This window comes from Sphingomonas sp. PP-CE-3G-477, assembly GCF_003050745.1.
In the GTDB taxonomy this organism is placed as follows: domain Bacteria; phylum Pseudomonadota; class Alphaproteobacteria; order Sphingomonadales; family Sphingomonadaceae; genus Sphingomonas.
The window spans coordinates 61,489-88,374 of record NZ_QAOF01000004.1 but is presented as its reverse complement, the minus strand read 5'-3'; the positions used below and the strand labels follow the sequence as shown (position 1 = coordinate 88,374).

Annotated in this window: 30 protein-coding genes; 14 read left to right on the top strand and 16 right to left on the bottom strand. The window is 66.6% G+C overall.

What is annotated here, in order from left to right; all coding sequences use genetic code 11:
• Nucleotides 1-141 precede the first annotated feature (141 nt).
• Nucleotides 142-507: a 50S ribosomal protein L20 gene (rplT, locus tag C8J45_RS09835; protein ID WP_056054375.1), complete on the bottom strand. Its 366-nt coding sequence runs from the start codon at nt 505-507 to the stop codon at nt 142-144.
• Between the two features lie 19 nt (nt 508-526).
• Entirely contained in the window at nt 527-730 is a 204-nt protein-coding gene (gene rpmI / locus C8J45_RS09830) for a 50S ribosomal protein L35 (RefSeq protein WP_031395289.1), read from the bottom strand.
• 168 nt (nt 731-898) lie between these two features.
• Between rpmI and C8J45_RS09825 the strand changes: the two genes are divergently transcribed.
• Complete coding sequence (locus C8J45_RS09825) at nt 899-3,034, top strand: AsmA family protein (RefSeq protein ID WP_181321182.1); 2,136 nt, start codon at nt 899-901, stop codon at nt 3,032-3,034.
• A 293-nt stretch (nt 3,035-3,327) separates the two neighbouring features.
• On the opposite strand, the gene C8J45_RS09820 is transcribed toward C8J45_RS09825, so the two are convergent.
• Nucleotides 3,328-4,164, bottom strand: a complete 837-nt coding sequence (locus tag C8J45_RS09820) for an inositol monophosphatase family protein (protein ID WP_107963068.1) — start codon at nt 4,162-4,164, stop codon at nt 3,328-3,330.
• A 90-nt stretch (nt 4,165-4,254) separates the two neighbouring features.
• On the opposite strand from C8J45_RS09820, the gene C8J45_RS09815 reads away from it, so the two are divergent.
• Together C8J45_RS09815 and C8J45_RS09810 are read left to right on the top strand one after the other, a co-directional pair.
• Nucleotides 4,255-4,794, top strand: coding sequence for a peroxiredoxin (locus tag C8J45_RS09815; RefSeq protein ID WP_107963067.1), 540 nt, complete (start codon nt 4,255-4,257; stop codon nt 4,792-4,794).
• 100 nt (nt 4,795-4,894) lie between these two features.
• Entirely contained in the window at nt 4,895-5,935 is a 1,041-nt protein-coding gene (locus C8J45_RS09810; RefSeq protein ID WP_107963066.1) for a GGDEF domain-containing protein, read from the top strand.
• 439 nt (nt 5,936-6,374) lie between these two features.
• Here the strand turns inward: C8J45_RS09810 and C8J45_RS09805 are convergent, their stop codons facing one another.
• The gene (locus C8J45_RS09805; RefSeq protein ID WP_107963065.1) at nt 6,375-7,004 is read right to left on the bottom strand and encodes a YbhB/YbcL family Raf kinase inhibitor-like protein; all 630 of its coding nucleotides are present in this window, start codon (nt 7,002-7,004) and stop codon (nt 6,375-6,377) included.
• 3 nt (nt 7,005-7,007) lie between these two features.
• A complete protein-coding gene (locus C8J45_RS09800; RefSeq protein ID WP_107963064.1) occupies nt 7,008-7,520 on the bottom strand; it encodes a hypothetical protein in 513 nt (170 codons plus the stop codon).
• Nucleotides 7,521-7,603: 83 nt separating this feature from the next.
• Between C8J45_RS09800 and C8J45_RS09795 the strand changes: the two genes are divergently transcribed.
• The gene (locus C8J45_RS09795) at nt 7,604-8,029 is read left to right on the top strand and encodes a DUF1810 domain-containing protein (protein ID WP_219907366.1); all 426 of its coding nucleotides are present in this window, start codon (nt 7,604-7,606) and stop codon (nt 8,027-8,029) included.
• A 66-nt stretch (nt 8,030-8,095) separates the two neighbouring features.
• Nucleotides 8,096-8,221, top strand: coding sequence for a hypothetical protein (locus C8J45_RS19600; protein WP_258191395.1), 126 nt, complete (start codon nt 8,096-8,098; stop codon nt 8,219-8,221).
• A 230-nt stretch (nt 8,222-8,451) separates the two neighbouring features.
• Here C8J45_RS19600 and gyrB read toward each other — a convergent pair whose 3' ends face one another.
• From gyrB to C8J45_RS09750, 8 genes are all read right to left on the bottom strand, one after another.
• Nucleotides 8,452-10,983: a DNA topoisomerase (ATP-hydrolyzing) subunit B gene (gyrB, locus tag C8J45_RS09790; protein ID WP_107963063.1), complete on the bottom strand. Its 2,532-nt coding sequence runs from the start codon at nt 10,981-10,983 to the stop codon at nt 8,452-8,454.
• Between the two features lie 368 nt (nt 10,984-11,351).
• Nucleotides 11,352-12,167 carry an OmpA family protein gene (locus C8J45_RS09785; protein ID WP_258191394.1) on the bottom strand — a complete coding sequence of 272 codons (816 nt, stop codon included), beginning with the start codon at nt 12,165-12,167 and terminating at the stop codon, nt 11,352-11,354.
• Between the two features lie 84 nt (nt 12,168-12,251).
• Nucleotides 12,252-13,439 (bottom strand): DNA replication/repair protein RecF, encoded by a 1,188-nt coding sequence (locus C8J45_RS09780; RefSeq protein WP_258191393.1) that lies wholly within the window; start codon nt 13,437-13,439, stop codon nt 12,252-12,254.
• A 197-nt stretch (nt 13,440-13,636) separates the two neighbouring features.
• Nucleotides 13,637-14,446 carry a Coq4 family protein gene (locus C8J45_RS09770; RefSeq protein WP_107963062.1) on the bottom strand — a complete coding sequence of 270 codons (810 nt, stop codon included), beginning with the start codon at nt 14,444-14,446 and terminating at the stop codon, nt 13,637-13,639.
• A 52-nt stretch (nt 14,447-14,498) separates the two neighbouring features.
• Entirely contained in the window at nt 14,499-14,927 is a 429-nt protein-coding gene (locus C8J45_RS09765) for a type II toxin-antitoxin system VapC family toxin (RefSeq protein WP_258191392.1), read from the bottom strand.
• On the bottom strand, nt 14,924-15,175 hold the full coding sequence (locus tag C8J45_RS09760; protein ID WP_107963060.1) for a type II toxin-antitoxin system Phd/YefM family antitoxin: 252 nt from the start codon (nt 15,173-15,175) through the stop codon (nt 14,924-14,926). The genes C8J45_RS09765 and C8J45_RS09760 overlap by 4 nt, the downstream gene beginning before the upstream one ends.
• Nucleotides 15,176-15,229: 54 nt before the next feature.
• Complete coding sequence (dnaN, locus tag C8J45_RS09755) at nt 15,230-16,348, bottom strand: DNA polymerase III subunit beta (protein WP_056017955.1); 1,119 nt, start codon at nt 16,346-16,348, stop codon at nt 15,230-15,232.
• Between the two features lie 144 nt (nt 16,349-16,492).
• Entirely contained in the window at nt 16,493-17,146 is a 654-nt protein-coding gene (locus C8J45_RS09750; RefSeq protein WP_107963059.1) for an outer membrane protein, read from the bottom strand.
• A 202-nt stretch (nt 17,147-17,348) separates the two neighbouring features.
• Here C8J45_RS09750 and C8J45_RS09745 point away from each other — a divergent pair, with 202 nt between their 5' ends.
• The 4 genes from C8J45_RS09745 (at nt 17,349) to C8J45_RS09730 (ending at nt 20,642) form a co-directional block, all read left to right on the top strand.
• Complete coding sequence (locus C8J45_RS09745) at nt 17,349-17,984, top strand: histidine phosphatase family protein (protein WP_107963058.1); 636 nt, start codon at nt 17,349-17,351, stop codon at nt 17,982-17,984.
• Nucleotides 17,981-18,454, top strand: a complete 474-nt coding sequence (locus C8J45_RS09740) for a hypothetical protein (RefSeq protein ID WP_107963057.1) — start codon at nt 17,981-17,983, stop codon at nt 18,452-18,454. The genes C8J45_RS09745 and C8J45_RS09740 overlap by 4 nt, the downstream gene beginning before the upstream one ends.
• Nucleotides 18,455-18,682: 228 nt before the next feature.
• A complete protein-coding gene (gene rlmN / locus C8J45_RS09735; RefSeq protein WP_133029590.1) occupies nt 18,683-19,891 on the top strand; it encodes a 23S rRNA (adenine(2503)-C(2))-methyltransferase RlmN in 1,209 nt (402 codons plus the stop codon).
• A complete protein-coding gene (locus C8J45_RS09730) occupies nt 19,875-20,642 on the top strand; it encodes a sulfite exporter TauE/SafE family protein (RefSeq protein ID WP_107963056.1) in 768 nt (255 codons plus the stop codon). Before rlmN ends, C8J45_RS09730 begins: the two co-directional genes overlap by 17 nt.
• Here the strand turns inward: C8J45_RS09730 and C8J45_RS09725 are convergent.
• Nucleotides 20,633-22,177 carry an ABC transporter permease/substrate-binding protein gene (locus tag C8J45_RS09725; protein ID WP_107963055.1) on the bottom strand — a complete coding sequence of 515 codons (1,545 nt, stop codon included), beginning with the start codon at nt 22,175-22,177 and terminating at the stop codon, nt 20,633-20,635. The two genes, C8J45_RS09730 and C8J45_RS09725, sit on opposite strands and share 10 nt — an antisense overlap.
• A 10-nt stretch (nt 22,178-22,187) precedes the next feature.
• Nucleotides 22,188-22,961, bottom strand: coding sequence for an ATP-binding cassette domain-containing protein (locus C8J45_RS09720; protein ID WP_107963282.1), 774 nt, complete (start codon nt 22,959-22,961; stop codon nt 22,188-22,190).
• A gap of 48 nt (nt 22,962-23,009) precedes the next feature.
• On the opposite strand from C8J45_RS09720, the gene C8J45_RS09715 reads away from it, so the two are divergent.
• The gene (locus C8J45_RS09715; RefSeq protein WP_107963054.1) at nt 23,010-23,798 is read left to right on the top strand and encodes an SDR family oxidoreductase; all 789 of its coding nucleotides are present in this window, start codon (nt 23,010-23,012) and stop codon (nt 23,796-23,798) included.
• Between the two features lie 133 nt (nt 23,799-23,931).
• Here the strand turns inward: C8J45_RS09715 and C8J45_RS09710 are convergent, their stop codons facing one another.
• Nucleotides 23,932-24,228 (bottom strand): 4a-hydroxytetrahydrobiopterin dehydratase, encoded by a 297-nt coding sequence (locus C8J45_RS09710; protein WP_055881974.1) that lies wholly within the window; start codon nt 24,226-24,228, stop codon nt 23,932-23,934.
• Nucleotides 24,229-24,276: 48 nt separating this feature from the next.
• Between C8J45_RS09710 and C8J45_RS09705 the strand changes: the two genes are divergently transcribed.
• The 4 genes from C8J45_RS09705 to C8J45_RS09690 all read left to right on the top strand — a co-directional run bounded on the left by C8J45_RS09705 (nt 24,277) and on the right by C8J45_RS09690 (nt 26,885).
• On the top strand, nt 24,277-24,687 hold the full coding sequence (locus tag C8J45_RS09705) for a metallopeptidase family protein (protein ID WP_258191391.1): 411 nt from the start codon (nt 24,277-24,279) through the stop codon (nt 24,685-24,687).
• Nucleotides 24,684-25,256, top strand: a complete 573-nt coding sequence (gene ccmA / locus C8J45_RS09700) for a heme ABC exporter ATP-binding protein CcmA (protein ID WP_107963052.1) — start codon at nt 24,684-24,686, stop codon at nt 25,254-25,256. Before C8J45_RS09705 ends, ccmA begins: the two co-directional genes overlap by 4 nt.
• Nucleotides 25,253-25,894 carry a heme exporter protein CcmB gene (locus C8J45_RS09695; protein ID WP_107963051.1) on the top strand — a complete coding sequence of 214 codons (642 nt, stop codon included), beginning with the start codon at nt 25,253-25,255 and terminating at the stop codon, nt 25,892-25,894. The genes ccmA and C8J45_RS09695 overlap by 4 nt, the downstream gene beginning before the upstream one ends.
• 169 nt (nt 25,895-26,063) lie before the next feature.
• Nucleotides 26,064-26,885 carry an MOSC domain-containing protein gene (locus C8J45_RS09690; protein WP_107963050.1) on the top strand — a complete coding sequence of 274 codons (822 nt, stop codon included), beginning with the start codon at nt 26,064-26,066 and terminating at the stop codon, nt 26,883-26,885.
• The last annotated feature ends 1 nt before the right edge of the window (nt 26,886 follow it).

Here is a 26,886-nt window from a genome sequence, read left to right as displayed (position 1 = left end):
CGGATGTTGGGGAGGTCGGGTCGTTCGGGACACTTATGAAGCTTTCCAGCGCTCCGGCGTTTAAAGCTCCGCCCCCAAAACGCAGAAAGGGCGCCGGTGGTCTCCCACCGACGCCCTCCCGAAACTCAACTCAGTCGCGGATTACGCGGCCTGGGGGAGAGCCGCCTTCACCTGGGCGACGATCGCGCTGAACGCAGCGCCCTCGTGCATGGCGATGTCGGCCAGGACCTTCCGGTCGAGTTCGATCCCTGCAAGCTTCACGCCGTGCATGAACTGCGAATACGTCAGACCCTCGGCGCGGACGCCGGCGTTGATGCGCTGGATCCAGAGGCCACGGAACGTGCGCTTCTTAACCTTGCGGTCGCGATAAGCGTACTGTCCGGCCTTCTCGACGGCCTGACGGGCGATGCGGATGGTGTTCTTACGACGGCCATAATAGCCCTTCGCCTGAACCAAAATACGCTTGTGCTTGGCGCGGGTGGTAACACCCCGTTTTACGCGTGCCATTGTCTAATTCCTTCTCAGCTCAACGCAGGCCGTAAGGCGCCCAGGCCTTCACTGCTGCGGTATCGGCCTTCGACAGCAGCTTGGTGCCGCGGTTCTGACGGATGTACTTGCCGTTGTGATGCGCCAGACGGTGACGCTTGCCGGCGACGCCGTGCTTGAGCAGGCCGGTGGCGGTGAGCTTGAAGCGTTTCTTGACGCCGCTCTTGGTCTTCAGCTTGGGCATTTTTATCCTTTCGGTTACGAAGGAGGACGCTGAAATCGCCGCGGCAGCCCACACTGGCCGGGCGATTCGTCGAACGCGTTCCCTTCGAGGAAGCGGGCCGCATAGACGCAATGATCCGCCATATCAACCGTTGTGGAACTGACGCGGCTGTCGTGCGATAGGCGAATCATGGACGACAGCCCGACGCAGCCGATCGAGACCCCTTCCGTAGCCCCGGAAGCAGCCTCCGCGCAAAAACGTCGCAAGCGGCGGATACTGCGCAACATCCTGCTCGGGATCGTCGCGGTCATCGTCGCGATCTGGCTGGTGCTGTACATCACCAAGGGGCGCTTCCTGAAGCACCCGTTTGAGCGCGTCGTCGGATCGCTGACGCACCGGACGCTGACGGTGCGCGGCGACTTCCAGCTCTATTTCGCGCCGTTCCGCATCAAGCTGTACGCGGAGAACTTCACGCTCTCGAACCCCGACTGGGCGAGCAAGCCGAATCTGTTCCAGGCGGACAAACTCGACACGCGGTTCGCACCGCTGTCGCTGATCTTCGGCAAGCGGCGGCTGTATTGGCTCGATCTGGTCAACGGCGCAGTCGATCTGGAGTGGAACGCGGCGCATTCGGCCAACACCTGGACGTTCTCGAACAAGAAGGGCGGCAAGCCGCTCGAATTCCCGCGGATCGACGTGGCGACCGTGACGGGCACGACGGTGCGCTATCTCGATCCGCGGATGCGCGTGCTGGCGGACCTGAAGGTCGCCGACATCCGCTCGGTCGATGCGACGATCGGGCGTGCGGTCGGGCTGACGGGCACGGGGCGGTTGCGCGAGACGCCGTTCACCGTGACCGCGCAACTGCTGTCGCCGGATGCGACCGCCAACCGCGGACAGAACAAGCTGGTCGCGCGGGCGCGGGCGGCGGGCAACATCATCGACGTCGCGGGCACGCTGCCGAGCATCGCCGATGTCGAGAACGTGCCGCTTGCCGTGACCGCGCGCGGCGCAAACCTGTCGACGCTGCTGGGCGTGATCGACGTCGCGATCCCGAACACGCGGACCTACAAACTGCGCGCGCAGCTGATCAAGCAGGGCGACGAATACGCCTTCACGCACCTGCGCGGCTTTGCGGGCCGGACCGATCTCGCGGGCAAACTGACGATCGTCAACGGCGAGCGCATCCATCTCGATTCGGTGCTCACGACCAAGAGCCTCGACATCATCGATGCGGCCCCGTTCATCGGCTTCAATCCCGACATCGTCGAATCGCGCGGCGCAGTGGCGGCCGCCGCCGCGACGGGCGCCGCTCCGCAACGCCTGTTGCCCGACGGGAACCTGCCGGTCGCGACGATGCAGATCTTCGATGCCGACCTGAAATGGACGATCGGCGTCGTAAGGTCGCGCAACCTGCCGATCTCGAACGTCGACCTGACGCTCGACCTGGAACGCGGGCGCCTCGCACTGTCGCCGCTGACCTTCTCGATGGCGCGCGGCAACGTGGCCTCGGACGTGATCTTCGATACGCGCGCACGGCCGAGCGCGGTCTCGTACGATATCCGCCTCGCGCCGACGCCGCTGGGTCGTCTTCTCAAGGGCTATGGCCTGACCGAGGCCGGGACGACCGGCACCGTCAAGGGTCGCATCAAGCTCGATGGCCGCGGCGATTCGATCCACGATTCGCTGGCGTCCTCACGTGGCCGGATCGCGTTCGTGTTGCCGTCGGGGGCGCTTTCGGTGCGCAACGTGCAGTTGGCTGAACTCGACATCGGCACGTTCGCGCAGAGGATGTTCCAGGGGAAGCTCGACGAGCCGGTACAGATCAATTGCGGACTGATCGGCTTTACCGTGCGCGGCGGTGTCGCGGCGGCGGACCCGATCCTGATCGATACGCGCAAGAACGTGATCGTCGGCCGCGGTGGGTTCAGCTTCCGTAATGAGGCGGTGGACCTGGCGTTCCGAGCCGATTCGAAGAAGTTCAGCCTATTTGCGGGGCAATCGCCGGTTGGAGTCGGCGGAATGTTCGCCGCGCCGAAGCTCAACGTAATTTCGAAGGATCTGCTTGCGCGGGTCGGCAGCGGGCTTGGGCTGGCGCTGGTCGCAACGCCGGTTGCGGGGATCCTGGCGTTCGTCGATGTCGGGGATGCGAAGTCCACCGCGTGTGGGCCGGTCCTCTCCGGGGCTACGGCGGCGGCGCAGCGGACTACCAAGGGCCAGCCGCGCGATGACGTGGGGCATGGGACGACCGCCAAGGCCGAGGACGGGAAGACGTCGGCAGCGGAGCGGAAGGGGCAGAAGAAGAAGTTTCTGGGGATCTTCTGAGGGCGCGGGGCGAAGTTTGCGGCCCTTTCCCTACGTCGCCCGTTCTCGGGTCAAGCCGACGCCAGTGCTATTGGAAGGGCGCGCATAGACGGCTGGCGTTCCGTGTCCGTGGGTTCCGGCGTCCGCCGGGATGACGGATGGGGCGGTGAGATGGGCGCGTTGCGGTTTGCGATACCGCCCTTTAGCTCCCCTCCCACTTGCGGAGTTGGGGTAGGGCTGATCGCATGCCGGACGTCGGTACGGACGTCTTGCCCTCCCCTAAGCCCCTCCTGCAGGCGGGAGGGGAATCTTTCTCAGTGATCGTGGCCGTCGTGCGCATCGTGATCGTGTGCATCCTGTAACCGGTGCATCGCCTCCAGCACGTCGTCCATTCGCGCGGGATCGCCGATCGCCAAGACGTGTCCCTCGCTATCCGCGGTCAGTGGGTCGCCGTTCCAGTCGCACATGCGCCCGCCCGCGCCTTCGACCACCGGTACCAACGCCGCGAAGTCGTAGAGCTTCAGGCCTGACTCACAGACCACGTCGAGATGCCCGCTCGCGAGCAGGCCGTAATTGTAGCAGTCGCCGCCATACACCGGCCCCTGCCGTGGGTTGCCGCCCGAGATTGCCGCGACCAGCGCCAAGTAGTGCGGGACGTCGACCTCGTCGAAGAGATGCGGGCTGGTGGTGGCGATCGTCGAGCCTGCCAGTTCGCGGCAGGTGCGCGTGCGGACCGGTACGCCGTTCAGCGTCGTCGGACGCCCTGCGACACCGACCCAGCGTTCGCGCTGGATCGGCTGGTCGATGATCCCGAGCACCGGCCAGCCATCCTCGACCAAGGCGATCAGCGTCCCGAAGATTGCGCGCCCCACGGTGAAGCTGCGCGTGCCGTCGATCGGGTCGAGCACCCATTTGCGATTGGTGACGCCCGTCTTCTCGCCATACTCCTCGCCGACGATGCCGTCGCCCGAGCGCTCGGCGTCGAGCAGCCGGCGCATCGCCGATTCGGCTTCTCGGTCGGCGCGAGTGACGGGGGACTGGTCGTCCTTGATTTCGACGCCGTGCTCATGGCGGAAATAGGGTCGGATGACGTTGCCCGCAGCATCCGCGAGGCGGTGCGCGAGATCGATATCGGCTTGGGTTACTGGCATATTTCCAGCCTATCGAGCGCGGGCGTCACGGGCAATGGACGGATCGTTCGTGCCGGCGTAGGTCATTGCGATCTAAACGGAGTATCATCCATGCGCCTCGTCTCGACACTTGCTACCACCGCCGCCCTCCTCGTCGCGGCGCCTGCGCTGGCGGCACTGGCTCCTGGCGCCAAAGCTCCGGATTTCACCACGCGCGGCGCGATCGCCGGCAAGGTGTTCACCGTCCACCTCGCCGAGCAGCTGAAGAAGGGTCCGGTCGTGCTCTACTTCTTCCCGGCGGCGTACACCGGCGGCTGCAACGCCGAAGCGCACGCGTTTGCCGAAGCGATCCCGGCGTTCACCAAGGCAGGCGGCACGGTGATCGGCATGTCAGCCGACAACGTCGAGACGCTCAGCAAGTTCTCGGCCGAGAAGTGCGCGGGCAAGTTCGCGGTCGCGAGCGCCGGACCTAACGTGGTCAAGGGCTACGACGTCGCACTCGGCAAGCAGATCGCGGGCCGCGATATCACCAAGCGCACCAGCTACGTCATCGCCAAGGATGGCCGAGTCGCATTCGTGCACGACGACATGAACCCCGCCGAGCACGTCGCGACCACTCTCGCCGCCGTTCAGAAGCTCACGGGGCGGTAAATCGGTAGATAATTACAACGGCCGGCAAATAATTGCCGGTCAGTGACGCTATCCTAACGCTTTTGGGTCTATTGATTTAGATCGAGAGGCGGAGAGTGACATGCGGAATGCGCGGGCGGCCAAGCCAGTGATCGAATCATCGCCGGACAGCACGCTGTTCGAGCGCATCGGTAGTTTCTTGGCCGAACATGGGCTTAGCCCCGATCCCGCGCATTACGCGTTCGCGTTTGCAGTGCTGTCCGCCCCCACCGGACCATTGGCCAAGACCGTGTCGCGGCTGACGGCGCACGGTGTTCGGTTGAGGGCGCATGACATCGAGCGACTCGCGGGGCGTGTCGCGGACGACCCGCCAACCGTCAGAAAACGCCGCGCGGCGACGTCCGACGCCAATACCGATACGGCCGACGCGCTGGTCATCGAGACACAGCAACAGGTCGACGACTTCGCGCAGATGATGCGGACGATGCAGGCCGAAACAGCCGGTTTCGGGCGCGATCTGGCCCGAAGCGCGGCCTCGATCACGCAGATGGCGGAGATCGACGAGATCACCCGGATCACCAGCTCGATGATCGCGCGCATCCACGACAGCGAAGTTCGACTGGCCGAGGCAACCGCGGAGACCGATGCGTTACGCGCCAAACTTGCCGAAGCGCGCGATACGGCGCGGCGCGACGTCCTGACCGGCCTGCCCAACCGCCGCGCATTCGAGGAAGCCTTTGCCGGGCGCGATCCGGGCGCGGGGCCTTACTGCCTGGCGGTATGCGACATCGATCGCTTCAAGCACGTCAACGATTTGCATGGCCACGGCGTCGGCGACCGCGTGCTGATCGCGATCGGCCAGGCGATGGCGACCGAATGCGCGCCACATCTCGTCGTCCGTCATGGCGGCGAGGAGTTCGCGGTGCTGCTGAGCGGCGTGAGCCTGTCCCATGCTGCCGAACTGCTCGATACGGTTCGCCAGACGGTCGCGCAAAAACGGTATCGCAATCGCGAGACGGATACGGCGCTGGGGACGATCACGTTTTCGGCGGGCATCACCGCGATCCACGCCGATGAACCCGCCGAAACCGCGTTCGAGCGTGCCGATCGGCTGCTGTATACTGCCAAGGAACGCGGTCGCGATCAGGTTTGCGCGGCCTGATCCTGGAAGTTGGTGCGATTTACCGCGCTGGCATGGCGCGTTTTCCCAACTCCTCGGCGGGCGATCTAGAAATCCTAGCTAGATCAACGCGTTAAAAAACTGGCACGGTGCATGCAGTTCATTCGACATGGGAGGCTGGATGGTCCGGCACCCACCAGTCGAAGGAATTTCCCATGTCGCTCCGTTTCGAAACCGCCCAGCGTATCGCTCTCTCGTTCGTCGGCGCGCTCTTTTTTGCCGCGATCGCCGTCAGCGCCGCCACGCCAATCATCCCGATCGCCTGACCGCTGCGCCAAGGAGCATCACCATGAACCGCAGCATCATCATCGCCCTCGCCGCCTTCTCGACCACGATCCTGTTGATCGTGTCACATGCCGGCAGCGCGCTGGCCTGACGATCCGGGCCGTGGCCCAATGACGGACCGGGCTTCACTGCTGGATCAGGCCGGCGCGCCGATCCCAACCGGTCCGACCGGTGCATCTTCTTCCCGCGAATAGGTCCCGATCAACAACCCCGCCGCCAAGACATGACCGGTAATGGCGTCGATAACCGCAGAGCGACCCGGTGTCGTACCGGGATCCCCTGCTCCCGCGCCGATCGCGAAAAGCTGGAATGCATAACGGTGCTCGCCATGCCCACGCGGTGGATCGGGCGGCAGCCAGCCTTCGCGCAGATAGGAGTTGCGTCCGACATCACGGCCGCCGGTATCGTCGCCAGCGCCGTCCGCGACAATCGCACCCTCCGCCAGCTGTCCCGCATCGGCTTCGAGACCCCAGACGATCGCATGGACAAGAGGTTGCGGTGCCGGGGCATCGGGATCCTCCACGACGAGCACCATGCGCTCGGTTCCGGTCGGCGGCGTGCTCCAGACCAATGGCGGCGATACGCCCTCGCTGGCTTCCGCATCCGCGGTGAAGCGTGGCGGCAGGCGGCCTTCATGCGCGAAGGCGGGACTGGACAGGTCGAGCGTCTCGAAATCGCTGCCCAACTGGACGATGGCGAGCTTGTCGGCACCGGCACGCAGACCGCTCATCGCGGCGCCGAGCCAGGCGGGGATGTGTTCGAGCATGGCTTATCCTTGCGAGGGGCAGGCGGCGTCGCGGCGGGCGGGCGCGGCACCGTCGTACCAGTCGCTACGCGTGCCCATCGTCGCCGCGTCATGGTAGCAGACTTCGGTCTTGCCGCCCTTCGGATCGACGAGCACGGCCCAGTTGTGATCGCCGCAATTATGCTGTTCGCAGCCCCAGGCGGCGACGCGGTTGCCCAGCGTGAAGATCGGCGTCTCCGGCCCCGTACGCCCGCGGATCATCTCGCGCAGCTTCGCATCGCCGACCGCATGGACTAGACCGGTCGCGACATCGGTGCGGTCGAAGAAATCGACCCCGCTGACGGCATCATGCGGATATTTGCCGACATAGGCGGTGATCGGCGTGGTCTGCGCCTGTCCGGCGATCGGCGTCGGCGCGCGCGTTTCGGGGGGCGTGAACCCGCTTGGAGCGGCGGTGTTCGTAGGATCGTCTTTCTTCCCGCACGCACCGAGCAACAAGGGTGCGGCAAGAAGCGCAACGGTGATCATCGTCTTCATGGCATTTCCTCGATCGTTACGGGTGCAACGTACCGGCAGGCATTAGGGTTGCGGGGACCGAATGGCCTGACCATGTGGCGATGATGACGCATGATCTCGACCGCTTCGTCGCCGCGCAGGACGGCGTGTACCCGCAGGCGCTGGCCGAATTGCACGCGGGCCGCAAACGAAGTCACTGGATGTGGTTCATCTTCCCGCAGATCGCCGGGCTGGGGCAGAGCGAGATGGCGCGGACCTATGCGATCGTCGGCGCGGACGAGGCTCGGGCGTATCTCGCGCATCCCGTGCTCGGGCCGCGACTGATCGAGGTTGCGCGGGCGGTGACGGCTGCGGCGGGATCCGCCGAGGCGATCCTTGGCGGGATCGACGCGGTGAAGTTGCGCTCCTCGATGACGCTGTTCGCTGCCGTTGCCGAAGACCCTTCGCCGTTTCGCGCGGCGCTGGACCGGTTCTTCGGGGGCGAAGACGACCGGGCGACGCTGGGCCTGCTTGCGTCGGCTCCGCGATAAGACGGGTGTATCGCCGGCGAAAGGTGTAGCGTCGCCGTGGGGCCTTCCGCCCCATGAGGTGTGGTCATGGCCAAGAGCCAGAAGAAATCGAGCAAGGAAGTTCGCAAACCCAAGGCCGAAAAAGCCCCCAGGGCGAATGCGTCGAACCCGACCACCAAGGGCAAGCCCGTGGAAATGACGACGCTCAACTAAGAGCGTTTCGCCGGGCACCGCCGTTAGCGTTCGGCGGTTGCTTGTCGTGGAATAGATCTTCCATCCAACCCCGTCATTCTGACGAAAGTCGGAATTTCGAGTAGCGGGCGGCTACGTTCCTGGCCCTGGATCCTGGCTTTCGTCAGGATGACGGGGTTGGAACGATCCACAACCAACGCAAGTCCCACCCTGCGCGCGGACCGCCTTGCGACGGTCCGCGCTGTATCGTCTCAGACGTCTAGGTTGGCGACGTTGAGCGCGTTGTCCTGGATGAACTCGCGGCGGGGTTCGACGACTTCGCCCATCAGCTGGGTGAAGATCTCGTTCGCGCTCTCGGCGTTGACCGCGGTGACGCGGAGCATCGAGCGGACCGACGGGTCAAGCGTGGTTTCCCAGAGCTGTTCCGCGTTCATCTCGCCCAAGCCCTTGTAGCGCTGGATCGCAAGACCCTTACGCCCTGCCGTCAGGATCGCGTCGAGCAGGTGGCTCGGACGCGAGACCTGGGTCGAACCGCGTGCGGCGACCGCGGTGACCGAGCCGATCACACCGGCACCGGCGTCCGCGCCCTCTTCCGCCTCGGGCTCTTCGGCCTGCGACGCCTTGCTCGCGGGGACGAGATTCGAGGTCTGCGCATAACTCTCGGCATGCTCGCCCGACAGCGCGTGCAGTTTGCGCGCCTCAGCCGACACCAGGAAGCTGGCCTCGATGATGTGGTGGTCGGTGACGCCGCGCCATGCGCGCTGGAAGTGGATTCCGCCGTCCTCGGTCAGCACCGCGGTCCAACGCGCGTCGCCGTCGTCGAGTTCGAGACGACGCGTGACGATCTCCAGACGCGAGGTGCGATCCTCGACCGACGCCTCCGGATCGAACACGCCGCCGAGTGCCAGCGCCTCGATCATCCCGGCATCATAGCGCTTGGGGACGTAGCGCATCAGCGTCCGCATGCGACGCGCGTGATCGACCAGATCCTTCAGGTCACGGCCCGAGCGGCCGCCGCCAGGGCTTTCGAGTACCATCGTATTGACGCCCGCATCGACCAGATATTCGTCGAGCGCCGCGTCGTCCTTGAGGTAGACCTCGGACCGGCCCTTGGTCGCTTTGTAGAGCGGCGGCTGGGCGATGTAGAGATACCCGCCCTCGATGATCTTGGGCATGTGGCGATAGAACAGCGTCAGTAGCAGCGTGCGGATGTGCGCGCCGTCGACGTCTGCGTCGGTCATGATGACGATCTTGTGGTAGCGCAGCTTGTCCGCGTTGAAATCGTCGCGGATGCCGGTGCCCATCGCGGTGATGAGCGTGCCGATCTCGCGGCTCGACAGCATGCGATCCTCGCGCGCGCGCTCGGTGTTGAGGATCTTGCCGCGCAACGGGAGGATCGCCTGGAAATGGCGATCACGGCCCTGCTTTGCCGAGCCGCCTGCCGAGTCACCCTCGACCAGGAACAGTTCGGACTTGGCGGGATCGCGCTCCTGGCAGTCGGCGAGCTTGCCGGGCAGCGAGGCGATGTCCATCACACCCTTGCGACGCGTCAGTTCGCGGGCGCGCTTGGCGGCTTCGCGCGCGGCGGCGGCGTCGATGATCTTGGCGACGATCGCTTTCCCGTGCGCGGGGTTCTCTTCCAGCCACTCCGCCATCTTGTCGGCCATCAGGCTTTCCAGCGGCTGGCGGACTTCGGACGAGACGAGCTTGTCCTTGGTCTGGCTACTGAACTTAGGGTCGGGCAGCTTGACCGAGACGATCGCGGTCAGGCCTTCGCGCATGTCCTCGCCGGTGAGCTGGACCTTCTCCTTCTTCAACATCCCCGATTTCTCGGCGTAGTTATTGAGCGTACGCGTCAACGCGGCGCGGAACGCGGCCATGTGCGTGCCGCCGTCGCGCTGCGGAATGTTGTTGGTGAAGGCGAGGACGTTCTCGTAATACGAGTCGTTCCACTGGAGCGCGACGTCCATCGTGACGTCGTCGCGCGTGCCGCTGATCGCGACGGGCTCGGGCATCAGCGGGAGCTTGGCGCGGTCGAGATACTTCACGAACGCGGCGATACCGCCCTCGTAATAGAGCTCGACGGTCTTGCGCTCTTCGCTGCGCGCGTCGCTCAGGAACAGGCGGACGCCCGAGTTGAGGAAGGCGAGCTCACGGTAGCGATGTTCGAGCTTGTCGAAGTCGAAATCGGTGATCTTGAAGGTGGCGGGCGACGGGAAGAACGTGACGCGCGTGCCCTTCTGGCCTTCGGTGGCGGGACCGACGACCTTCAACGGCGCGACCGCGTCGCCGAACGCGAAGCGCATGTAATGCTCCTCGCCGTTGCGCCAGATCGTCAGGTCGAGCCATTCGCTAAGCGCGTTGACGACCGAAACGCCGACGCCGTGCAGGCCGCCCGAGACCTTGTATGCGTTCTCGTCGTTGGTGTTCTCGAACTTACCGCCGGCGTGGAGCTGGGTCATGATGACCTCGGCTGCGGACACGCCTTCCTCGGTGTGGATGCCGGTCGGGATGCCGCGACCGTTGTCGGTGACCGAGACCGATCCGTCGGCGTTGAGGACGATGTCGATGCGGTCGCAATGCCCCGCCAGCGCCTCGTCGATCGCGTTGTCGCTGACCTCGAACACCATGTGGTGGAGGCCGGAACCGTCGTCTGTGTCGCCGATGTACATGCCGGGGCGTTTGCGGACCGCGTCGAGGCCCTTCAGGACCTTGATCGAGTCCGCGCCATAGTCGCCCATATTCGGGAGGTTGGGATTGTTGGTTTCGGGGTTGGATGCCATGCCGAGTATATAGGCATTCGGGGGCCGAAACGGAAGCGAAATGGCCTGTAGGGGCTGGGGCGTCGGCGAGTGAAGTATAGGAAGTGCAGACGCCGGGAGCGTTTTGGCGTGAGTGTGTACTTCGCGTTTCGGGCGTGCCGGTTTCGAGGGGGTTGGGATCGCCATGCGGGGATGGTGACAGGGTCTGGCTGTGTAGGACAGCGGTTCGATTGCCCCTCTCCCCTTGGGGAGAGGGAGGGAGGAGGCGGAGGCGACGGGAGGGTGAGGGGGAGTTGGGGTGCGCGCCCGAGCCTCACTCCCCTCTCCCTTCCCACGGCAAGGGCCGCGGGCCCCTTCCCTCTCCCCGGAGGGGCGAGGGAGTCCTTGCTTCAGAAGCGGTCGGCGCGCTGACCTAGCAGGGTCACCTCGACGCGGCGGTTGAGGCGCATGCCGGCCGGCGTCGCGTTGGTCGCGACCGGGTCGTGCTCGCCGTGGCCGACGACGCTGAACCGCGCGCGGACGACGTCCATGTCGTCGAACGCCTGGCGGACGCTAGCCGCGCGACGCTCGGACAGGTCCTGGTTATGCGCATCCGTCCCGCGCGAGTCCGTGAAGCCGTCGATCGCGACGCGGACGCCGGGGTTGCCGCGCAAATAGCGGGCGAGCGGCTGCAGCTTCTCGATCGCGCCGGGACGCAGCACGGCGCTGTCGGTGCGGAACAGCACGTCCTCCTGCAGCGTCAGCGTCGCGCCGCGCGGGGTCTGGCGGAAGCCGTAGTTGCGCATCGCGCCGCGGTCCCACGTCGTGGTGGTCTCGACTACAGTCGTGCCGCCGCGGTCGCCGCGATAGCCGCGCGGGTCACGGCCGTATGCATCCCAGTCGAAGCGGTCGCGGCGCGGGCCTGCAATGCGCGCGAATTCGCGGTTGGCGTCGTCGGCTTCCCGCGGGCTGATCCGGCCATCACCGTTCGCGTCGAAGTTCGGCATCACGAACGCGCGGCCGCGCGGCGTGTCGCGCAGTTCGCGGAAGAGCACAGGCACGCCGGCGCCTTCAAGGCGGTAGCCGGGGCGTAACCAGGGGGCACGGCTCATGTCGTAGCGCCCCTCTGGGCGTCCGCCGTCACGGACCTGCGCGAAAACGGGGGCGGTGGTCGCTGCGACCATCAGGACGCCAAGGGCTGCGCGCGTGAAATTCCGGGTCATCATCTTCTCTCCGTATCTTCGATGGACGGAGCTTTGCCCGCGCCCGCTTGAACGCGCGGTGAGCCTGCTCGACAGCGCGCGTTCAGCCTAACGCCCGACCGCGATGCGCGTTGCCTGGGTGCCGATCGCATCGAACAGTGCGTCTTCGGTGCCGGTCATCCACACCTGGCCGCGGCCTGAGAGCCGCGAGAACAGCGCAGCGCGGCGTGCCGGATCAAGGTGCGCGGCAACTTCGTCGAGGAGCAGGACGGGAGGCTGGCCGGTGCGTTCCGCGACCAGGTCGGCGTGGGCGAGGACGATGCCGAGGAGGAGCGCCTTCTGCTCGCCAGTCGAGGCGAGCGAGGCCGCGCGTCCCTTGTCGAGATGGGTGACGATGAGGTCGACGCGGTGGGGGCCGCTGAGCGTGCGTCCGGCAGCGGCATCGCGCGCGCGGCCCTGGGCGAGGTCGAATTGCAGGCGCGTGGTGTCGCCGGCCCAGCCTTCGAGTGTGAGACCGGCGCGAGGGAATGGACTGTCGCCTTGTTCCGCAAGTCTCGTGCCGAGCAGGGTAACGGTCTCGCGTCGGGCGGCATCTACGGCGGCGCCGTGCTCGGCCATCTGCGCTTCGAGTGCGGAGAGCCAGTCGCCGTCGGGGCGGCCTTCGTCGGCGAGCAGGCGATTTCGCGCGCGCATCGCGGCGTCGTAGCGGGCGGCATGGTGGGCGTGGCTCGGGGCGAGCGCGAGCGTGAGGCGGTCGAGGAAGCCTCGGCGTTCGCCCGCGGGGGCGACGAAGAGGCGGTCCATTGCGGGCGTGAGCCAGAGGATCGTGAGCCACTCGGCTAGTGCGTTGGCGGTGGTGGTGGCGCCCTGAATGCGGACGATGCGGCGTTCCGGGGCGGAGGCTAGCGTGCCGGTTGCGACGTCTACTTCGCTACTAGCGGGCGCGTCATGTTCCGCTTGTAATTCCCCTCCCGCTTGCGGGAGGGGTCGGGGGAGGGGCGCGCTTTCCTCGAAGGCGGACGCCAGTACGTACGTCGCGCCCTCCCCTAACCCCTCCCGCAGGCGGGAGGGGAACAGCGTGGCCGCTACGCCGAAGCCGCCTGCCCCACCTTGTCGCGCCATCTCGCCGAGTGCGGCTCTCCGCAGCCCACGGCCGGGCGCTAGCAGCGACACCGCCTCCAGGATATTCGTCTTGCCCGCGCCATTCTCGCCGGTCAGCACGACGAACCCTGGTCCCGGCGTCAGCGTCAGGTCGGCGTGATTGCGGAAATCGGTGAGGACGAGGCGCGACAGCATTGCCTCGGCCTTAGAGCAGTTTCGAAACCGATTGCATCGCCCTTTTCCGTTCGCCGCGGGCGAAGTCGAAGAGGGTGCCACGAGCACCGGTGCTTCGACTTCGCTCAGCACGAACGGAGTAAGGGACCGATCTGACCAATCTGCGCTAGCGCCACGCGCAGTCCGCTATCGAGCCCAATACGCTATCGAGCGGCGCGTTAGGCGGCGATCCGCTCCGGCGCGATCGCGGGCGCGGCTGCTGCGGTCGCGGCCTTCTGCGTGCTGAGATACGATGCGAGCGCCGGTCCTAATTCGCGCTGCGCGTGCAGATACGCGACCGGCGTGACGATGCCGAGCCGTTCGCGCGCGGCCTCCAGTGGTTCGTGGAGCAGTTCGAGATAATCCTCGCCCGACACCCACTTTGCTTTGCGGCCGTTGCGATAGCCTTCCCAGACTGCCTTGGCGAACAGCTTGCTGCCGGTGACGCGCATGCTCTTCAGCGCCGCCGCCGAGCCGATCAGCGCCCAGCCGAGCCCGCCGACCTGCGCGTAACTGAACGCGACGAGCGCCGCTTCGCCCATGCTTTCATCCGCCTTGTAGCCGGTCAGCACGTGCCAGATATCGTGCGTGTCGCGCACCCGCCGGCCGAACCACGCATAGGGATGCGCCAGATCGTCCTCGGACGGCACGAGCCGCGAGACCTCGACTAGTCCGTCCGCGGAATAGCCCGTCGTCTCGAGAAAATTGCGATACGCCGCCCCGACCGTGCCGGGTGCAAAGCTCGCGACGAACGCGGGGTCGGAGAAACGCTGCGCCAGTTCGACGCGGTCATAGGCGATCCGCCCACCCTGCTCGGTGGCGATCAACCGCGCGTAGTTCATCGGCGCATTGCCGACGTTCAGCGCGCGCATGATCCGGAACACCTGCGTCGTGTCGTCGCCATTCGCGAGCAGTTTCTTGATCGCATCGAACGCCGTACGCCAATCGCGACGACCGGTCGTACCGGGAAACGGAGGAAGCTTCGCCATCGAGTCGACTCCTTACTGACACTGCTGTTAGTATTGAGCAGCGGGCGAGGAGTCAATCGAGGACGGTATCTACTTCGACCCGCATCTGCGTGGCCGCTTGCGCAAGGTCGTGATCAAGTGTCGCTAAGGACCACCCGCGCGCGACGACGATCGCGAGGTGAAGGGCGTCTCCGGAGCGCAGCTTCAGATCGCCGCGATCAAGTAAGGTTGCCGCCAACGCAAAATCGGTTTCGGTGACTGACTCTACGTAAAGTTCGTTGGCGCAAAACCGTTGCCACGCCTTCATTACGCCGTTCCAACCAACGGTGTCGATGACGCCCAATCGCCGCTTCATCGCAAGCGCACCGGAAAACTCGGTGACGACCCAATGACTGACCGCCAGAGTATCTGCCCGTCGCGATAGCCACGCGCGTACGTCCTCGCTTTGCGCCTCGGCTGTGAAAGCCGACACCATAACCGCCGTGTCGCAGTAGAGGGTCAATACCGCGATTCGTCGCGCATCTGCCGGACCAGGTCACGTGCAGATGTCGGATCGTAAGGTAGCGACTTCGCCAGCGCCTCTAACGCGTCGACGTCGATGGGCTTGCGGCGCGGGAGCGGCGGTGCCTCGGGAGTGACGCGGGCAAAGGGTTGGCCGTTGCGCGTGATCTGCACGGCCTCGCCCGCTTCAAGCCGGTCGATCAGCGTGCCCAGTTCGTCCTTGAGGTCGGCGATATTTATCGAGTCCATGGTCCGGCTCCTGCCTGTCGCGCCGCTATACCACGGCGCGACAGGCAGACCGAATCACACGCGCATCGGCATCAGCACGTACAGCGCAGGCGACTTGTCGTTCTCGCGGATCAGCGTCGGGGCGGCGGCGTCGGCGAGGTGGACCTCGACCATGTCGCCGTCGATCTGCGCTAGGATGTCCATCAGGTAGCGGCTGTTGAAGCCGATCTCGAACGGGAGCGCGACGTAATCGCCGGGGACTTCCTCCGCGGCGGTGCCATTTTCGGGCGATGTGACCGACAGCGTGATCTTGTCGCGGTCCAGCGCCATCTTCACGGCGCGCGTCTTCTCCGTCGCGATCGTGGAGACGCGGTCGACGCCTTCCATGAAGCTCTTCGGGTCGATCTTGAGGATCTTGTCGTTGCCGGTCGGGATCACGCGGCTGTAATCCGGGAACGTACCGTCGATAAGCTTCGAGGTCAGGATCGCCTGGCCGAGGTCGAAGCGGATCTTGGTCGGCGACAGCGAGACGCCGACCGAGCCGTCGACCTCGTCGAGCAGCTTGCGCAACTCACCGATGCATTTGCGCGGCACGATCACGTCGGGCATCGATTCGGCGCCCTCGGGACGCGGCAGCGTGACGCGCGCGAGGCGGTGGCCGTCGGTCGCGGCGGCCTTCAGCACCGGGTTCGAGCTGTCGCCGTCCGCGACGTGCAGGAAGATACCGTTGAGATAATAACGCGTCTCTTCGGTCGAGATCGCGAAACGCGTCTTGTCGATTATCTGCTTCAATGTCTCGGCGGGCAGCTCGAACTGGGTCGGCAGCTCGCCTTCCGCGATCACCGGGAAATCGTCGCGCGGCAGCGTGCCGAGCGAGAAGCGGGCGCGGCCTGCGACGATGCTCATCCGGCCTTCGGATGCGGCGAGCTGAACCTGGCTACCCTCAGGGAGCTTGCGTGCGATGTCGAACAGCGTGTGCGCGGACACCGTGGTCGCGCCGGGCTGGTCGACCGCCGCCGCGATCGATTCGTTGATCTGCAAGTCGAGGTCGGTCGCCATCAGCTTGAGCGTGCCCTCGGCAGTCGCCTCGATCAGCACGTTCGACAGGATGGGGATGGTGTTGCGCCGCTCCACCACGGACTGGACATGGCTCAGCCCCTTGAGGAGCGTTGCGCGTTCGATCGTCGCCTTCATCGTAATTCCCCCCGCCACCACAGCCAGAATCGGGGCTGGGGGCAATCCGCAGATGGCTTACCCAACAACAAAGGGTCGGAGCAAGCGCCCCGACCCTTCTTTGATCACGGTAAACGTCGCGTTAAAACGCGCGGGCCGTCTCGATCAGAAGCGGAAGCCGTAGCTGGCGACCACCTGATGGCGATCCGTGTCGACGTCGAATCGGCCGCTGGTGCCGCCGGTCGCATAGTCGATGTTGCTGCGCTCGTAGTTCGAATAGCGATATTCGAGCTTGGCATAGGTGTTCGGACCCATCGCGTGCTCGGCACCCGCACCGATGCGCCAGCCGTCGAGGTTGAACTTGTTGTCGGTCGTCTGGTTGGTGTCGCCGGCGAGCACCTTCAGCTTCGAATTGGTGTAGCCGCCCTTGACGTACAGCATCGTCGTCGGCGCGACGACGTAACCGACGCGACCGCCGACATAGATGTCACGGCCCTGCTTGACGCGACCGAAGCCGAAATCGCTGGTGTAGTCGTAGCGATCGCTCTTCGCGGTCGAGCCGGTCAGTTCGGCTTCGGCGCCGAGCACCAGGCCACCACCGGTCGCGATGTCATAGCCGATGCCGCCACCGAACAGCAGGCCGTCGATCTTCTGGTCGTCGCGTCCATTGTTGTTGGACACGCTGCTGCCGGCGCCGGTGTGGTCGTAGCCGAGCGTGCCCTCGATGCGGGGGCCGGTGAAGGTCGGGTCGGTCTGCGCGATGGCGGGTGCTGCAACCGCGGTGGTGGCGAGCAGCGATACGGCGATAAGCTTACGCATTGGGATACTCCATAATGTCTTCTTCACACCCCTGCCGCGACGGGCAAACGCGGGATGGACAGCCCCAATGGACCAGCCGGGCGCGCGTTGCATGAACCCCAGATAAACAGGGAATTCCGTTGCTTTTGCGCCACAGGGGGTTGAAACGCGGGCCATGATTCCAAGCCAACGGCAGGGTGAAGCAAACGCCCGATCAATCGATATGCCGCCCCTGCGCAAGGGTCGCGATTTCGTCGCGCGGCACGGCGAAACCGTGTTCAATGCGGCGCATCGGTTGCAGGGTGATGCGGCGCACACGCCGTTGACGCGGGCGGGGTTCGCGCAGGCGGACGAGCTTGGGCGGGCGTTGCGCGAGGAGCTGGGGGTGAAGCCGGCGCTGACGTTGTGGGCGTCGCCGACCGGGCGGGCGTTGCAGACGCTCGCGGTGATCTGCGAACATCTGGAGCTCGATTGGCATGACGCGCGGACCGATGCCCGGTTGGTCGAGATCGACATGGGATCGTGGGGCGGGCGCTATTATGCGGACGTCGTCGATGAGGTCGGGCCTGTGATGCTGCCGGGGGGCACGCTGAAGCCTGCGCCGGACGGCGAGACCTATGCGGAGATCGCGGCACGAGTCGGCGGGTGGCTGGCGGATACCGCGGAGGATCCGGGCGATCGGCTGGTGATCATGCACGGCATCTCGAGTCGGGTGATGCTCGGCGTGATGACTGGTGCGGCGATCGATCCTGCGCTCGGCGCGCCGGTTGCGAAGGGGTTGCCGCAGGGGTCGGTCACGCTGGTGGAGAACGGACGCGCGACGGTGCCACACCTGGGCACGGGGTTCGCTCCGGCGTGAAATTCGCAGTCCTGCTGGCGTTGGCGTTCGCTGCTCCGGTAGCGGCGCGTGACACGATCGGCATCTACAAGGGCTGGGGTGCGTTTTACGATGCGAGCCCTGCGCGGTGTTTCGCGATCGCGCGGCCGGTGATGGCGGGGGGGCGTGCTTCGGGCTTTGCCAGCGTTGCGACGTGGCCGAAGCGGGGTCTGCGGGCGTCCTTGTACGTGCGGCTCAGTCGGGAACGGGATCGGTCGGCCGGGGTGACGCTGACCATCGGCGAGCGGCGATTCGCCCTGGTGGCGAACGGGTTGGATGCGTGGGCTGGCGATGCTCCGAGCGATCGAGCGATCGTGGCGGCGATGCGGTCGGGACGGAGCATGAGTGTCGAGGCGGTTGGTGTTGGTGGCCGGCCTTTCGTCGATGTCTATGCGCTATCTGGGGGGGCGACGGCGATCGATGCGGCTGTGTTGGCGTGCAGCGGGGGGTGAAATTTCGGGCGAGCCCCGCCCACCGGTACCACCCCGGCGAAGGCCGGGGCCCAATTGGGGGACGGGTGTGACGACACTCAGTTCTCCGTTACAACGACCTTTCCAATTGGGCCCCGGCCTTCGCCGGGGTGGTGGTTGTTTTGAGTTATCTCCCGCCGGACTGCGCTGACTCCACGCCCTTCCAGCAGCCAGTAGAAAAATCACGAAAATTCCGCTACGGGCTCGCGCATGCAGACCGCCGCGAACCTCATGCCTATTCCCGGGCACATCGATCCCGTGCCCGTTCCCCGCAGCTTCGTGCCGCGCAGCGATGGGCGGATCGACCTGCTCGGGCTGTCGCTCGCCGATCTGCGGATGGCGCTGGAGACGTCGCAGCTCGAGGAGAAGCAGGCCAAGCTGCGCGCCAAGCAGCTGTGGCACTGGATCTACAATCGCGGCGCGACCGAGTTCTCGGCGATGACCGATATCTCGAAGACGATGCACCCGTGGCTCGAGCAGCGCTTCGTGATCAGCCGGCCCAACGTGGTCGAGGCGCAGGTGTCGACCGACGGCACGCGAAAGTGGCTGCTGCGGTCGGACGACGCGCAGGACTACGAGATGGTGTTCATCCCCGACGCGGATCGCGGCACGTTGTGCGTGTCGAGCCAGGTCGGCTGCACGCTCAACTGCACCTTCTGCCACACCGGGACGATGCGGCTGGTGCGCAACCTGACGCCGGCCGAGATCGTCGGCCAGGTGATGCTCGCGCGCGACTCGTTGGGTGAATGGCCGAGCCAGCCCGAGGGCCGCATGCTCACCAACATCGTGATGATGGGAATGGGCGAGCCGCTGTATAATTTCGAGAACGTCCGCGATGCGTTGAAGCTGGTGATGGACGGCGCGGGCCTCGCGCTCAGCCGCCGCCGGATCACGTTGTCGACGTCGGGCGTGGTGCCGATGATGGCGCGGGCGGGGGCCGAAATCGGCGTGAACCTCGCCGTATCGCTGCACGCGGTGACCAAGGAAGTGCGCGACGAGATCGTGCCGCTCAATCGGAAGTACGGCATCGAAGAGCTGCTCCAGGCATGCGCGGACTATCCGGGCACCAACAACGCGCGACGGATCACGTTCGAATATGTGATGCTGAAGGACAAGAACGACTCCGACGACGACGCGCGCGAGCTGGTGCGGTTGCTGCGGAAGTACGAGCTGCCGGCAAAGGTGAACCTCATTCCGTTCAACCCGTGGCCGGGTGCGCAATACGAGTGCTCGACGCCCGAGCGGATCAAGTCGTTCTCGAGCATCGTGTTCGGCGCGGGAATCTCGGCACCGGTGCGGACGCCGCGCGGACGCGACATCGATGCGGCGTGCGGGCAGCTGAAGACCGCGTCGGAGAAGAAGAGCCGCGCGCAGATCGATCGCGAGGCCGCTGCCGAGGCTGATGCCGCCTTTGTCTGATCTGGCTTCGCTGGGATTGGCGGCGGGGGCGGGGATGCTGGGCGGCGCGATGAATGCGCTGGCGGGCGGCGGCAGCTTCGCGACGATGCCGTCGCTGATCGCGCTCGGCCTGCCCTCACCGATCGCCAATGCGACCAGCAACGTCGCGGTGCAGCCCGCGGCGATGGCGAGCGCGTGGGCGTATCGCAGCGATCTGGGGCCGGTCGGCGGCGTCGGTATCCGGACGCTGGCGGGGATCACGTTCGTCGGCGGGCTGGTCGGCAGCCTGCTGTTGTTCTTCACCCCGGCGACCGCGTTCGACGTGATCGTGCCGTGGCTGCTGCTGATGGCAACACTCGCGATCGCGTTCGGCAAGCCTGCGTCGACCTGGCTGCACGCACGCGTTGCGATCGGGTCGCGCTCGCTGATCGCCGCGCAGACGTTGCTGGGGATCTATGGCGGCTATTTCGGTGGCGGCGTCGGGATGATGCTGACGGCGGCATGGGGATTGTTGGCCGGCGCCTCGCCCGCCAAGCTCGCCGCACCGCGCACGCTGATGCTGGCGACCGCGAACGCCGCCGCGACGATCGTGTTCGCGGCGACGGGCATGGTCGCGTGGTCGCTATGCCTGCCGATGATGGCGGGCGGCGTGGTCGGTGGGTATTTCGGCGCGCGGTTCGGACGGAAGCTGCCCGACGGCGTGATCCGCGCCTGGACGCTGTTCGTGACCGCGACGACGACGATCGTGTTCTTCTACCGCGCCTATTCCTGAAGCCCGGTCTTCCCGGCGAGCCATTTCGCCGCGGCCTCGGGCGTCTGCTTGTCGGTATCGCGATCGACCCGGTAGTTCGCGTCGCGCATCGCCTCGACCGGGATGCGGCCGACCATCGGCTTCAGCGCGGCGAGGAACTTGGCGTCCCCTGCCCGCTTCGGCGCGACCATCAGGATCGCGTCGTAGCCGGGGATCGCGCGCCGCGGGTCGGTCAGCACGGTAAGCCCGTCCGCGGCGATCCGGCCATCGGACGAGAAGGCGGAGATGACGTCGACATTGCCGCTCTCCAGCGCGCGGTACATGAAGGTCGGGCTGTACGGCGTGGTCTTGGCAAAGCGGAGCGGATAGGCGCGCTTCACCGCGGCCCATTCGGGACGTTCGAGGAATTCGAGATCGCTGCCGAGCGCCATGCCGGGGGCGGCCTTCACCAGATCGTCGAGGCTGGCGATGCCCTTGGCCTTCGCCGCGTCGCCCTTCATCGCGAAGGCATAGGCGTTCTCGAAACCGAGCGAACCGACCAAACCGACATGATGCTCGCGCCTCGCCCAGTCGGCGATCGCGGCGACCATCGCCGGGCGTTCGGGGACGTCGTTGCGCTTCATCTCGTTCGCCCAGATCGTCCCGGCATAATCGACATAGACGTCGATATCGCCGCCGGAGAGCGCCCCGAAGACGACCGCCGAGCCGAGACCATCGCGGTATTCGACGGTGTAGCCGGCATGTTCGAGCCGGTCGCCGATCAGCCGCGCAAGGATATATTGCTCGGAAAAGTTCTTCGCGCCCACCACGACGGTGCGGTCTGCGCCACCCCTCGGCCAAAGCGGCGCGGTCGCCGCCGCGGTTCCCACGACCAGCACCACCGCGCTCGAGATCCACAGCCAGCGGCGGCGCGCGCGGATGCCGTATTCGATCGCCCCGATCAGCGCGTCCACCGCCAGCGCGAGCGCCGCGGCTGATACGCAGCCGGCGAGCACCAGCGCCCAGTTCTGCGTCTGCAACCCCGCGAAGATCATGTCGCCGAGGCTCGGCTGGCCGACCGTCGTCGACAGCGTCGCGGCACCGATCGTCCAGACCGCGGCGGTGCGGATACCGGCGATCAGCACGGGCGCGACCAGAGGTGCCTCGACCAGCCGCAGTTTCTGCGCGGGCGTCATGCCGACCGCGTCCGCCGCCTGGATCACCGCGGGATCGATGCCGTGCAGCCCCGCGACCGCATTCCGCAGGATCGGCAGCAGCGCGTACAGAGTCAGCGCGATCAGCGACGGGAGGAAACCGAGCGCGGGGATACCGCCGCCGACCAGCGCGGAGAGGCTGAGCAACAGCGGGTAGAATAGCGCGAGCAGCGCGAGGCTCGGGATCGTCTGGACGAGGCTCGCGAAACCGAGCGACACGCGCGCCACCGTCGCGTTGCGCGCGGACCAGATGCCGAGCGGCAGGCTGATCGCGATGCCGAGCAGCAGCGCCGCCGCGGAGAGCATGACGTGGTTGGCGAGCAGCGGCGGCACGCGCCCGAGCGCGTCGAGGAACGCGCTCATGCGACCCCCCTCATGCGACTAGCGCCTGGAGGCGTTCGGCCTGCGCGCGCGGCACCTGCACCAGAGCCTGCGCGTCGTCGCCACCCTTGCCGGCGACGAGGTCCGCGGGCGCGGCGTCGGCGACGATGCGTCCCGCCTTCATCACCAGCACGCGGTCGGCGAGCAACAGCGCCTCCGCCATGTCGTGCGTGACGAGGATGGTGGTCAGCCCAAGCCGGTCGTGGAGTTCGCGGATCCGCGTGCCGAGCGCATCGCGCGTGACCGGGTCGAGCGCGCCGAACGCCTCGTCGAGCAGCAGCAGTTTCGCGCCCGGTGCGAGCGCGCGGGCGATGCCGACGCGCTGGCGCTGACCACCCGAGAGCGCGTCGGGCATCCGGCCGGCGATGTCGCGGGGCAGGTCGACGAGATCGAGCAGTTCGCCGACCTTCGCCTCATCCGTGCGGCCGGCGATGCGCAAGCCGATCGCGATGTTCTCGGCGATCGTCATGTGCGGGAACAGGCCGATATTCTGGAAGACGTAGCCGATCCGGCGGCGCAGTTCGGGCGCGGGCTCGGCGGCGACGTCGGCACCGTCGATCGTCACGCGGCCTTCGCTCGGCTCGACCAGGCGGTTGAGCGTCTTCAGCAACGTCGACTTGCCCGAACCGGACGTGCCGACGAGCGCGACGAAACTGCCGCGCGCGATCTCCAGCGAGACCGCATCGACGGCGACCGTCGTGCCCCCAGCGCCTGGGTATCTTTTGGTGACGCGTTCGAAAGCGAGCGCTGGGGAATTGTCTGGCATCTGCGCGCAGGATGCGGGAAACATACCGGAAAATCAAATGGAGAGGGTATGAGCCAACAGGGCATTTTCATCACCGGCGGCGGATCGGGGATCGGCCGCGCGACCGCGATATTGTTCGCGCGGAAAGGCTGGCGGGTCGGGCTCGCCGACGTCAACGTCGCGGGACTTGCCGAGACCGCCGCGCTGCTGCCCGCGGGCATGGTCAGCACCTACCAGATGGACGTGCGCGACCGCGATGCGTGGGTGGCGTCGCTCGATGCGTTCGTCGCGACCACCGGCGGGCGGCTCGACGTGCTGTTCAACAATGCCGGGATCGGATCGGGCGGACCGCTCGCGGAGACCGACTTCGCCGAGATCGACCGGGTGATCGCGATCAACCTGGTCGGCGCGCTGAACGGCGCGCGGATCGGCCATGCGTATCTGACGCGGACGCCGGGATCGTGCCTGCTCAACACCGCGTCGGCGTCGGCGATCTATGGCTCGGCGGGGCTCGCGCCCTATTCCGCGACCAAGTTCGGAGTGCGCGCCATCACCGAGGCGCTCGACGGCGAATGGGCGGCGGACGGCATCAAGGTGCGCTCGATCGTGCCGAGCTTCATCGACACGCCGCTGCTCGACTCTGCGGCGGGGAACACCAACCACTCGATCCGCGAGACGGTGACGGGCGCGGGGCTGGAGCTGACCGGCGTGGACAAGGTCGCGGAGGCAGCCTGGGCGGCGGTGCACGGCGACAAGGTGCACACTTTCGTGGGGAAGACCGCGCACCGGATGGCATTCGCCGCGCGGTGGATGCCGGGTGCGCTGCGCAAGCGCATGCGGCGGGATATGCGGAAGTAGAGCTTCTGGTACCACCCCGGCAGAGGCCGGGGCCCAGTTGGGGAACAGATGTAACGACGGGCGATCCTCCGCCAGCTTCGTCCCCCACCTGGGCCCCGGCCTTCGCCGGGGTGGTACTGAAAATGCCTTCAGCTCAGGCGTCGCCGACGATCGCGTCGATCGCTTCGGCCATCTCGATATCGCGCGGCGACAGGCCGCCCGCGTCGTGCGTCGTCAGCAGGATTTCGACGCGGTTCCAGACGTTCTTCCACTCCGGATGGTGGTTCGCGCGCTCGGCGATCAGCGCGACCTGCGTCATGAAGCCGAACGCCTCGACGAAATCGGCGAACACGATCGTCCGCGTGATCGCGTCGCGCGCATCGTCGTAATCCCACTCGTCGAGCCCATCGAGCGCCTCGGCCCGCTCGGTATCGTTCAGCGCTTCGATCATCGGGCTCTCCCTTGCCGCAACAGTTCGCCGACGCGTATGGCTGGCGGCATGAGCGGGCAAGCGACAATATCCGGGGAAGCCCCCGACGCCGATGCGATCGAGGCCATCGCGCGCGCGACGATCGCCAGGCTGCCGCAGCAGTTCGCGGAGCATCTCGGCGACATCGTCTTCGCGGTCGAGGAGTTTGCCGACGACGAGACGCTGGCGGCGCTGGGCATCGAACACCCGCTCGACCTGTCGGGCTTGTATCACGGCCGTCCGCTCGGCGAGAAATCGTCGATGGACGTCGCGCCGATGCCCGACCGCATCGTGCTGTACCGCCGCGCGATCCTGCAGGAATGGATCGAGACCGGAGTGCGCCTCGACGACCTCGTCGCGCACGTGACGATCCACGAGATCGGCCATCATTTCGGGCTGAGCGATGACGACATGCACGCGCTGGAGGATAGCGCGACGTGAGTCTCGCGTTTCGCGACGTGGCGTGCGTACGGGGCGGAAGATTGCTGTTCTCGGGCGTGTCGTTCGACCTCGGGCCGGGCGATGCGGCGATCGTCACCGGCCCCAATGGCATCGGCAAATCGAGCCTGATCCGCATCGCCGCCGGCCTGCTCGCGCCGTTCGAGGGCAGCGTGGCGTGTGACGCGGACAAGGCGCTGCTGACCGAGGCGAGCGCGCTCGACTCGGACCGCACGCTGATCGCGGCGCTTCGTTTCTGGGCCGCGTTGGACAATGCGCCCGCCGCCGATACCCGGATCGCCCAAGCGCTGTCCGCCCTCGATCTGAATGCGCTCGCGGACATTCCGGTCCGCCTGCTGTCGACCGGGCAACGCCGCCGCGCGGCGATCGCGCGCGTTGCCGCCAGCGGGGCGCCTGTCTGGCTGCTCGACGAACCCGCCAACGGGCTCGACACGGTGTCGATCGCTCGACTGGAAACGCTGATCGCCGAGCACCGCGCCACCGGGGGTATCGCACTGGTCGCAACGCATCTGTCGCTGGCGCTTCTCCACGCGCAGGAGATCGCGTTGTGATCGCGCTGATCCGTCGCGATCTGCGGCGCAGCGTGTCGAGTGGCGGCGCGACGCTCGTGGTCGCGTTCTTCCTGCTGGTGGCGACACTGTTCCCGTTCGCGATCGGCCCCGACGCGGCGCTGCTTGCGCGGATCGGCGGCGGCGTGATCTGGACCGCGGCCTTGCTTGCGGCCTTGTTGCCGGTCGAGCGCCTCGTCGGTCCGGATCTGGAGGCGGGCGTGTTCGACCAGTTCGTCGTCCGCGGGATGTCGCTCGCGCTGGTCGCGTTGGCGAAGACGATCGCGCACTGGCTGAGCTTCGGCTCCCCGCTGATGCTCGCCGCGGTGATCGCCGCCGGCCTGCTTAACCTGTCGGCCGACACGCTGCTCCGCGTCGAGATCGGCCTGTTGATCGGCACGCCCGGCCTCGCCGCACTCGCGGTCGCGACGAGCGCACTGGTTGCGGGCGTTCGCGGCGGCGGCGCGGTGACGGGCCTCGTGATGCTGCCGCTCGCGGTGCCGTTGCTGATCTTCGGCGCGGGATCGCTCGACCCGGCCGGCGGCGCGGGTGCGATCAAGCTGCTCGCCGCGGTCAGCCTCGTGCTGGTCGCGGGCGCACCGTTCCTGTCGGCAGCGGCGATCCGCGCGGCGCTGGACTAACGAACAGGCGGCCACTCGACGATGTGGATAGCCGTGAGCCTATCGATCCGGGATCGAGCAACGCACCGATGCCGCGACCATGCTCGGCTGCATTTCTCGACGTCGGTCGACACGGCACGTTGCACGAGCCTGCGCTATCCTGAGCCGGAAACCTTGCTAGACACGCCCGATGATGATCGTGTCGAGCCTGTTCCGCTATCCCGTAAAGAGCCTGGGTGGGCATGCGCTGGAGCATGCCGACCTCGAAGCCCGGGGTATTGCGGGCGACCGGCGGTGGATGCTGGTCGACGACGCCGACCGGTTCATCACGCGCCGCCAGGTGCCGGACATGGCGCGTATCGGCGTGACGGTAGAGGGCAGCCGCATCCTGTTCCACCATGCCGAACTGGGAACGTGCGAAGCCGCCGTCCCCGACGACAGCGTGGCAGGCGTCGCTGCGACGGTGTGGCGCGATACCGTCATGGTCCGCTTCGGCAACCCCGAGGCGGATACGTTCCTGAGCAAGGCACTCGGTCGTCCGGTGCGGCTGGCGTATCACTATGACGAGAGCGTTCGGGCGATCCATCCGGACTGGTCCTTGCCGGGCGAACAGGTGAGCCTTGCGGATGGCTTTCCGCTGCTCGTCACCACCGAAGCGTCGCTTGTCGCGCTGAACGATCGGCTTGCGAACGGCGTGACGATGGCGCGGTTTCGCCCCAATATCGTCATCGCGGGGACGGAGGCCTGGGCGGAGGATCGCTGGCGGCGGATACGGATCGGGACGACGGTGTTGCGGATCGCGCGGCCTTGTTCGCGGTGCATCATCGTCACGCAGCAACCGCTTACCGGCGAGCGGCTCGACGGCAACGAACCGCTCGGCACGCTGCGCGCGATGGGTCACGCCAATGCGAGCGGCATCATGTTCGGGCAGAACGCGGTGCCCGAACGCTTCGGCACGATCGCCGTGGGCGACAGCGTCGAGGTGCTCGAACAGGGCGACGGCAACGTCTGAT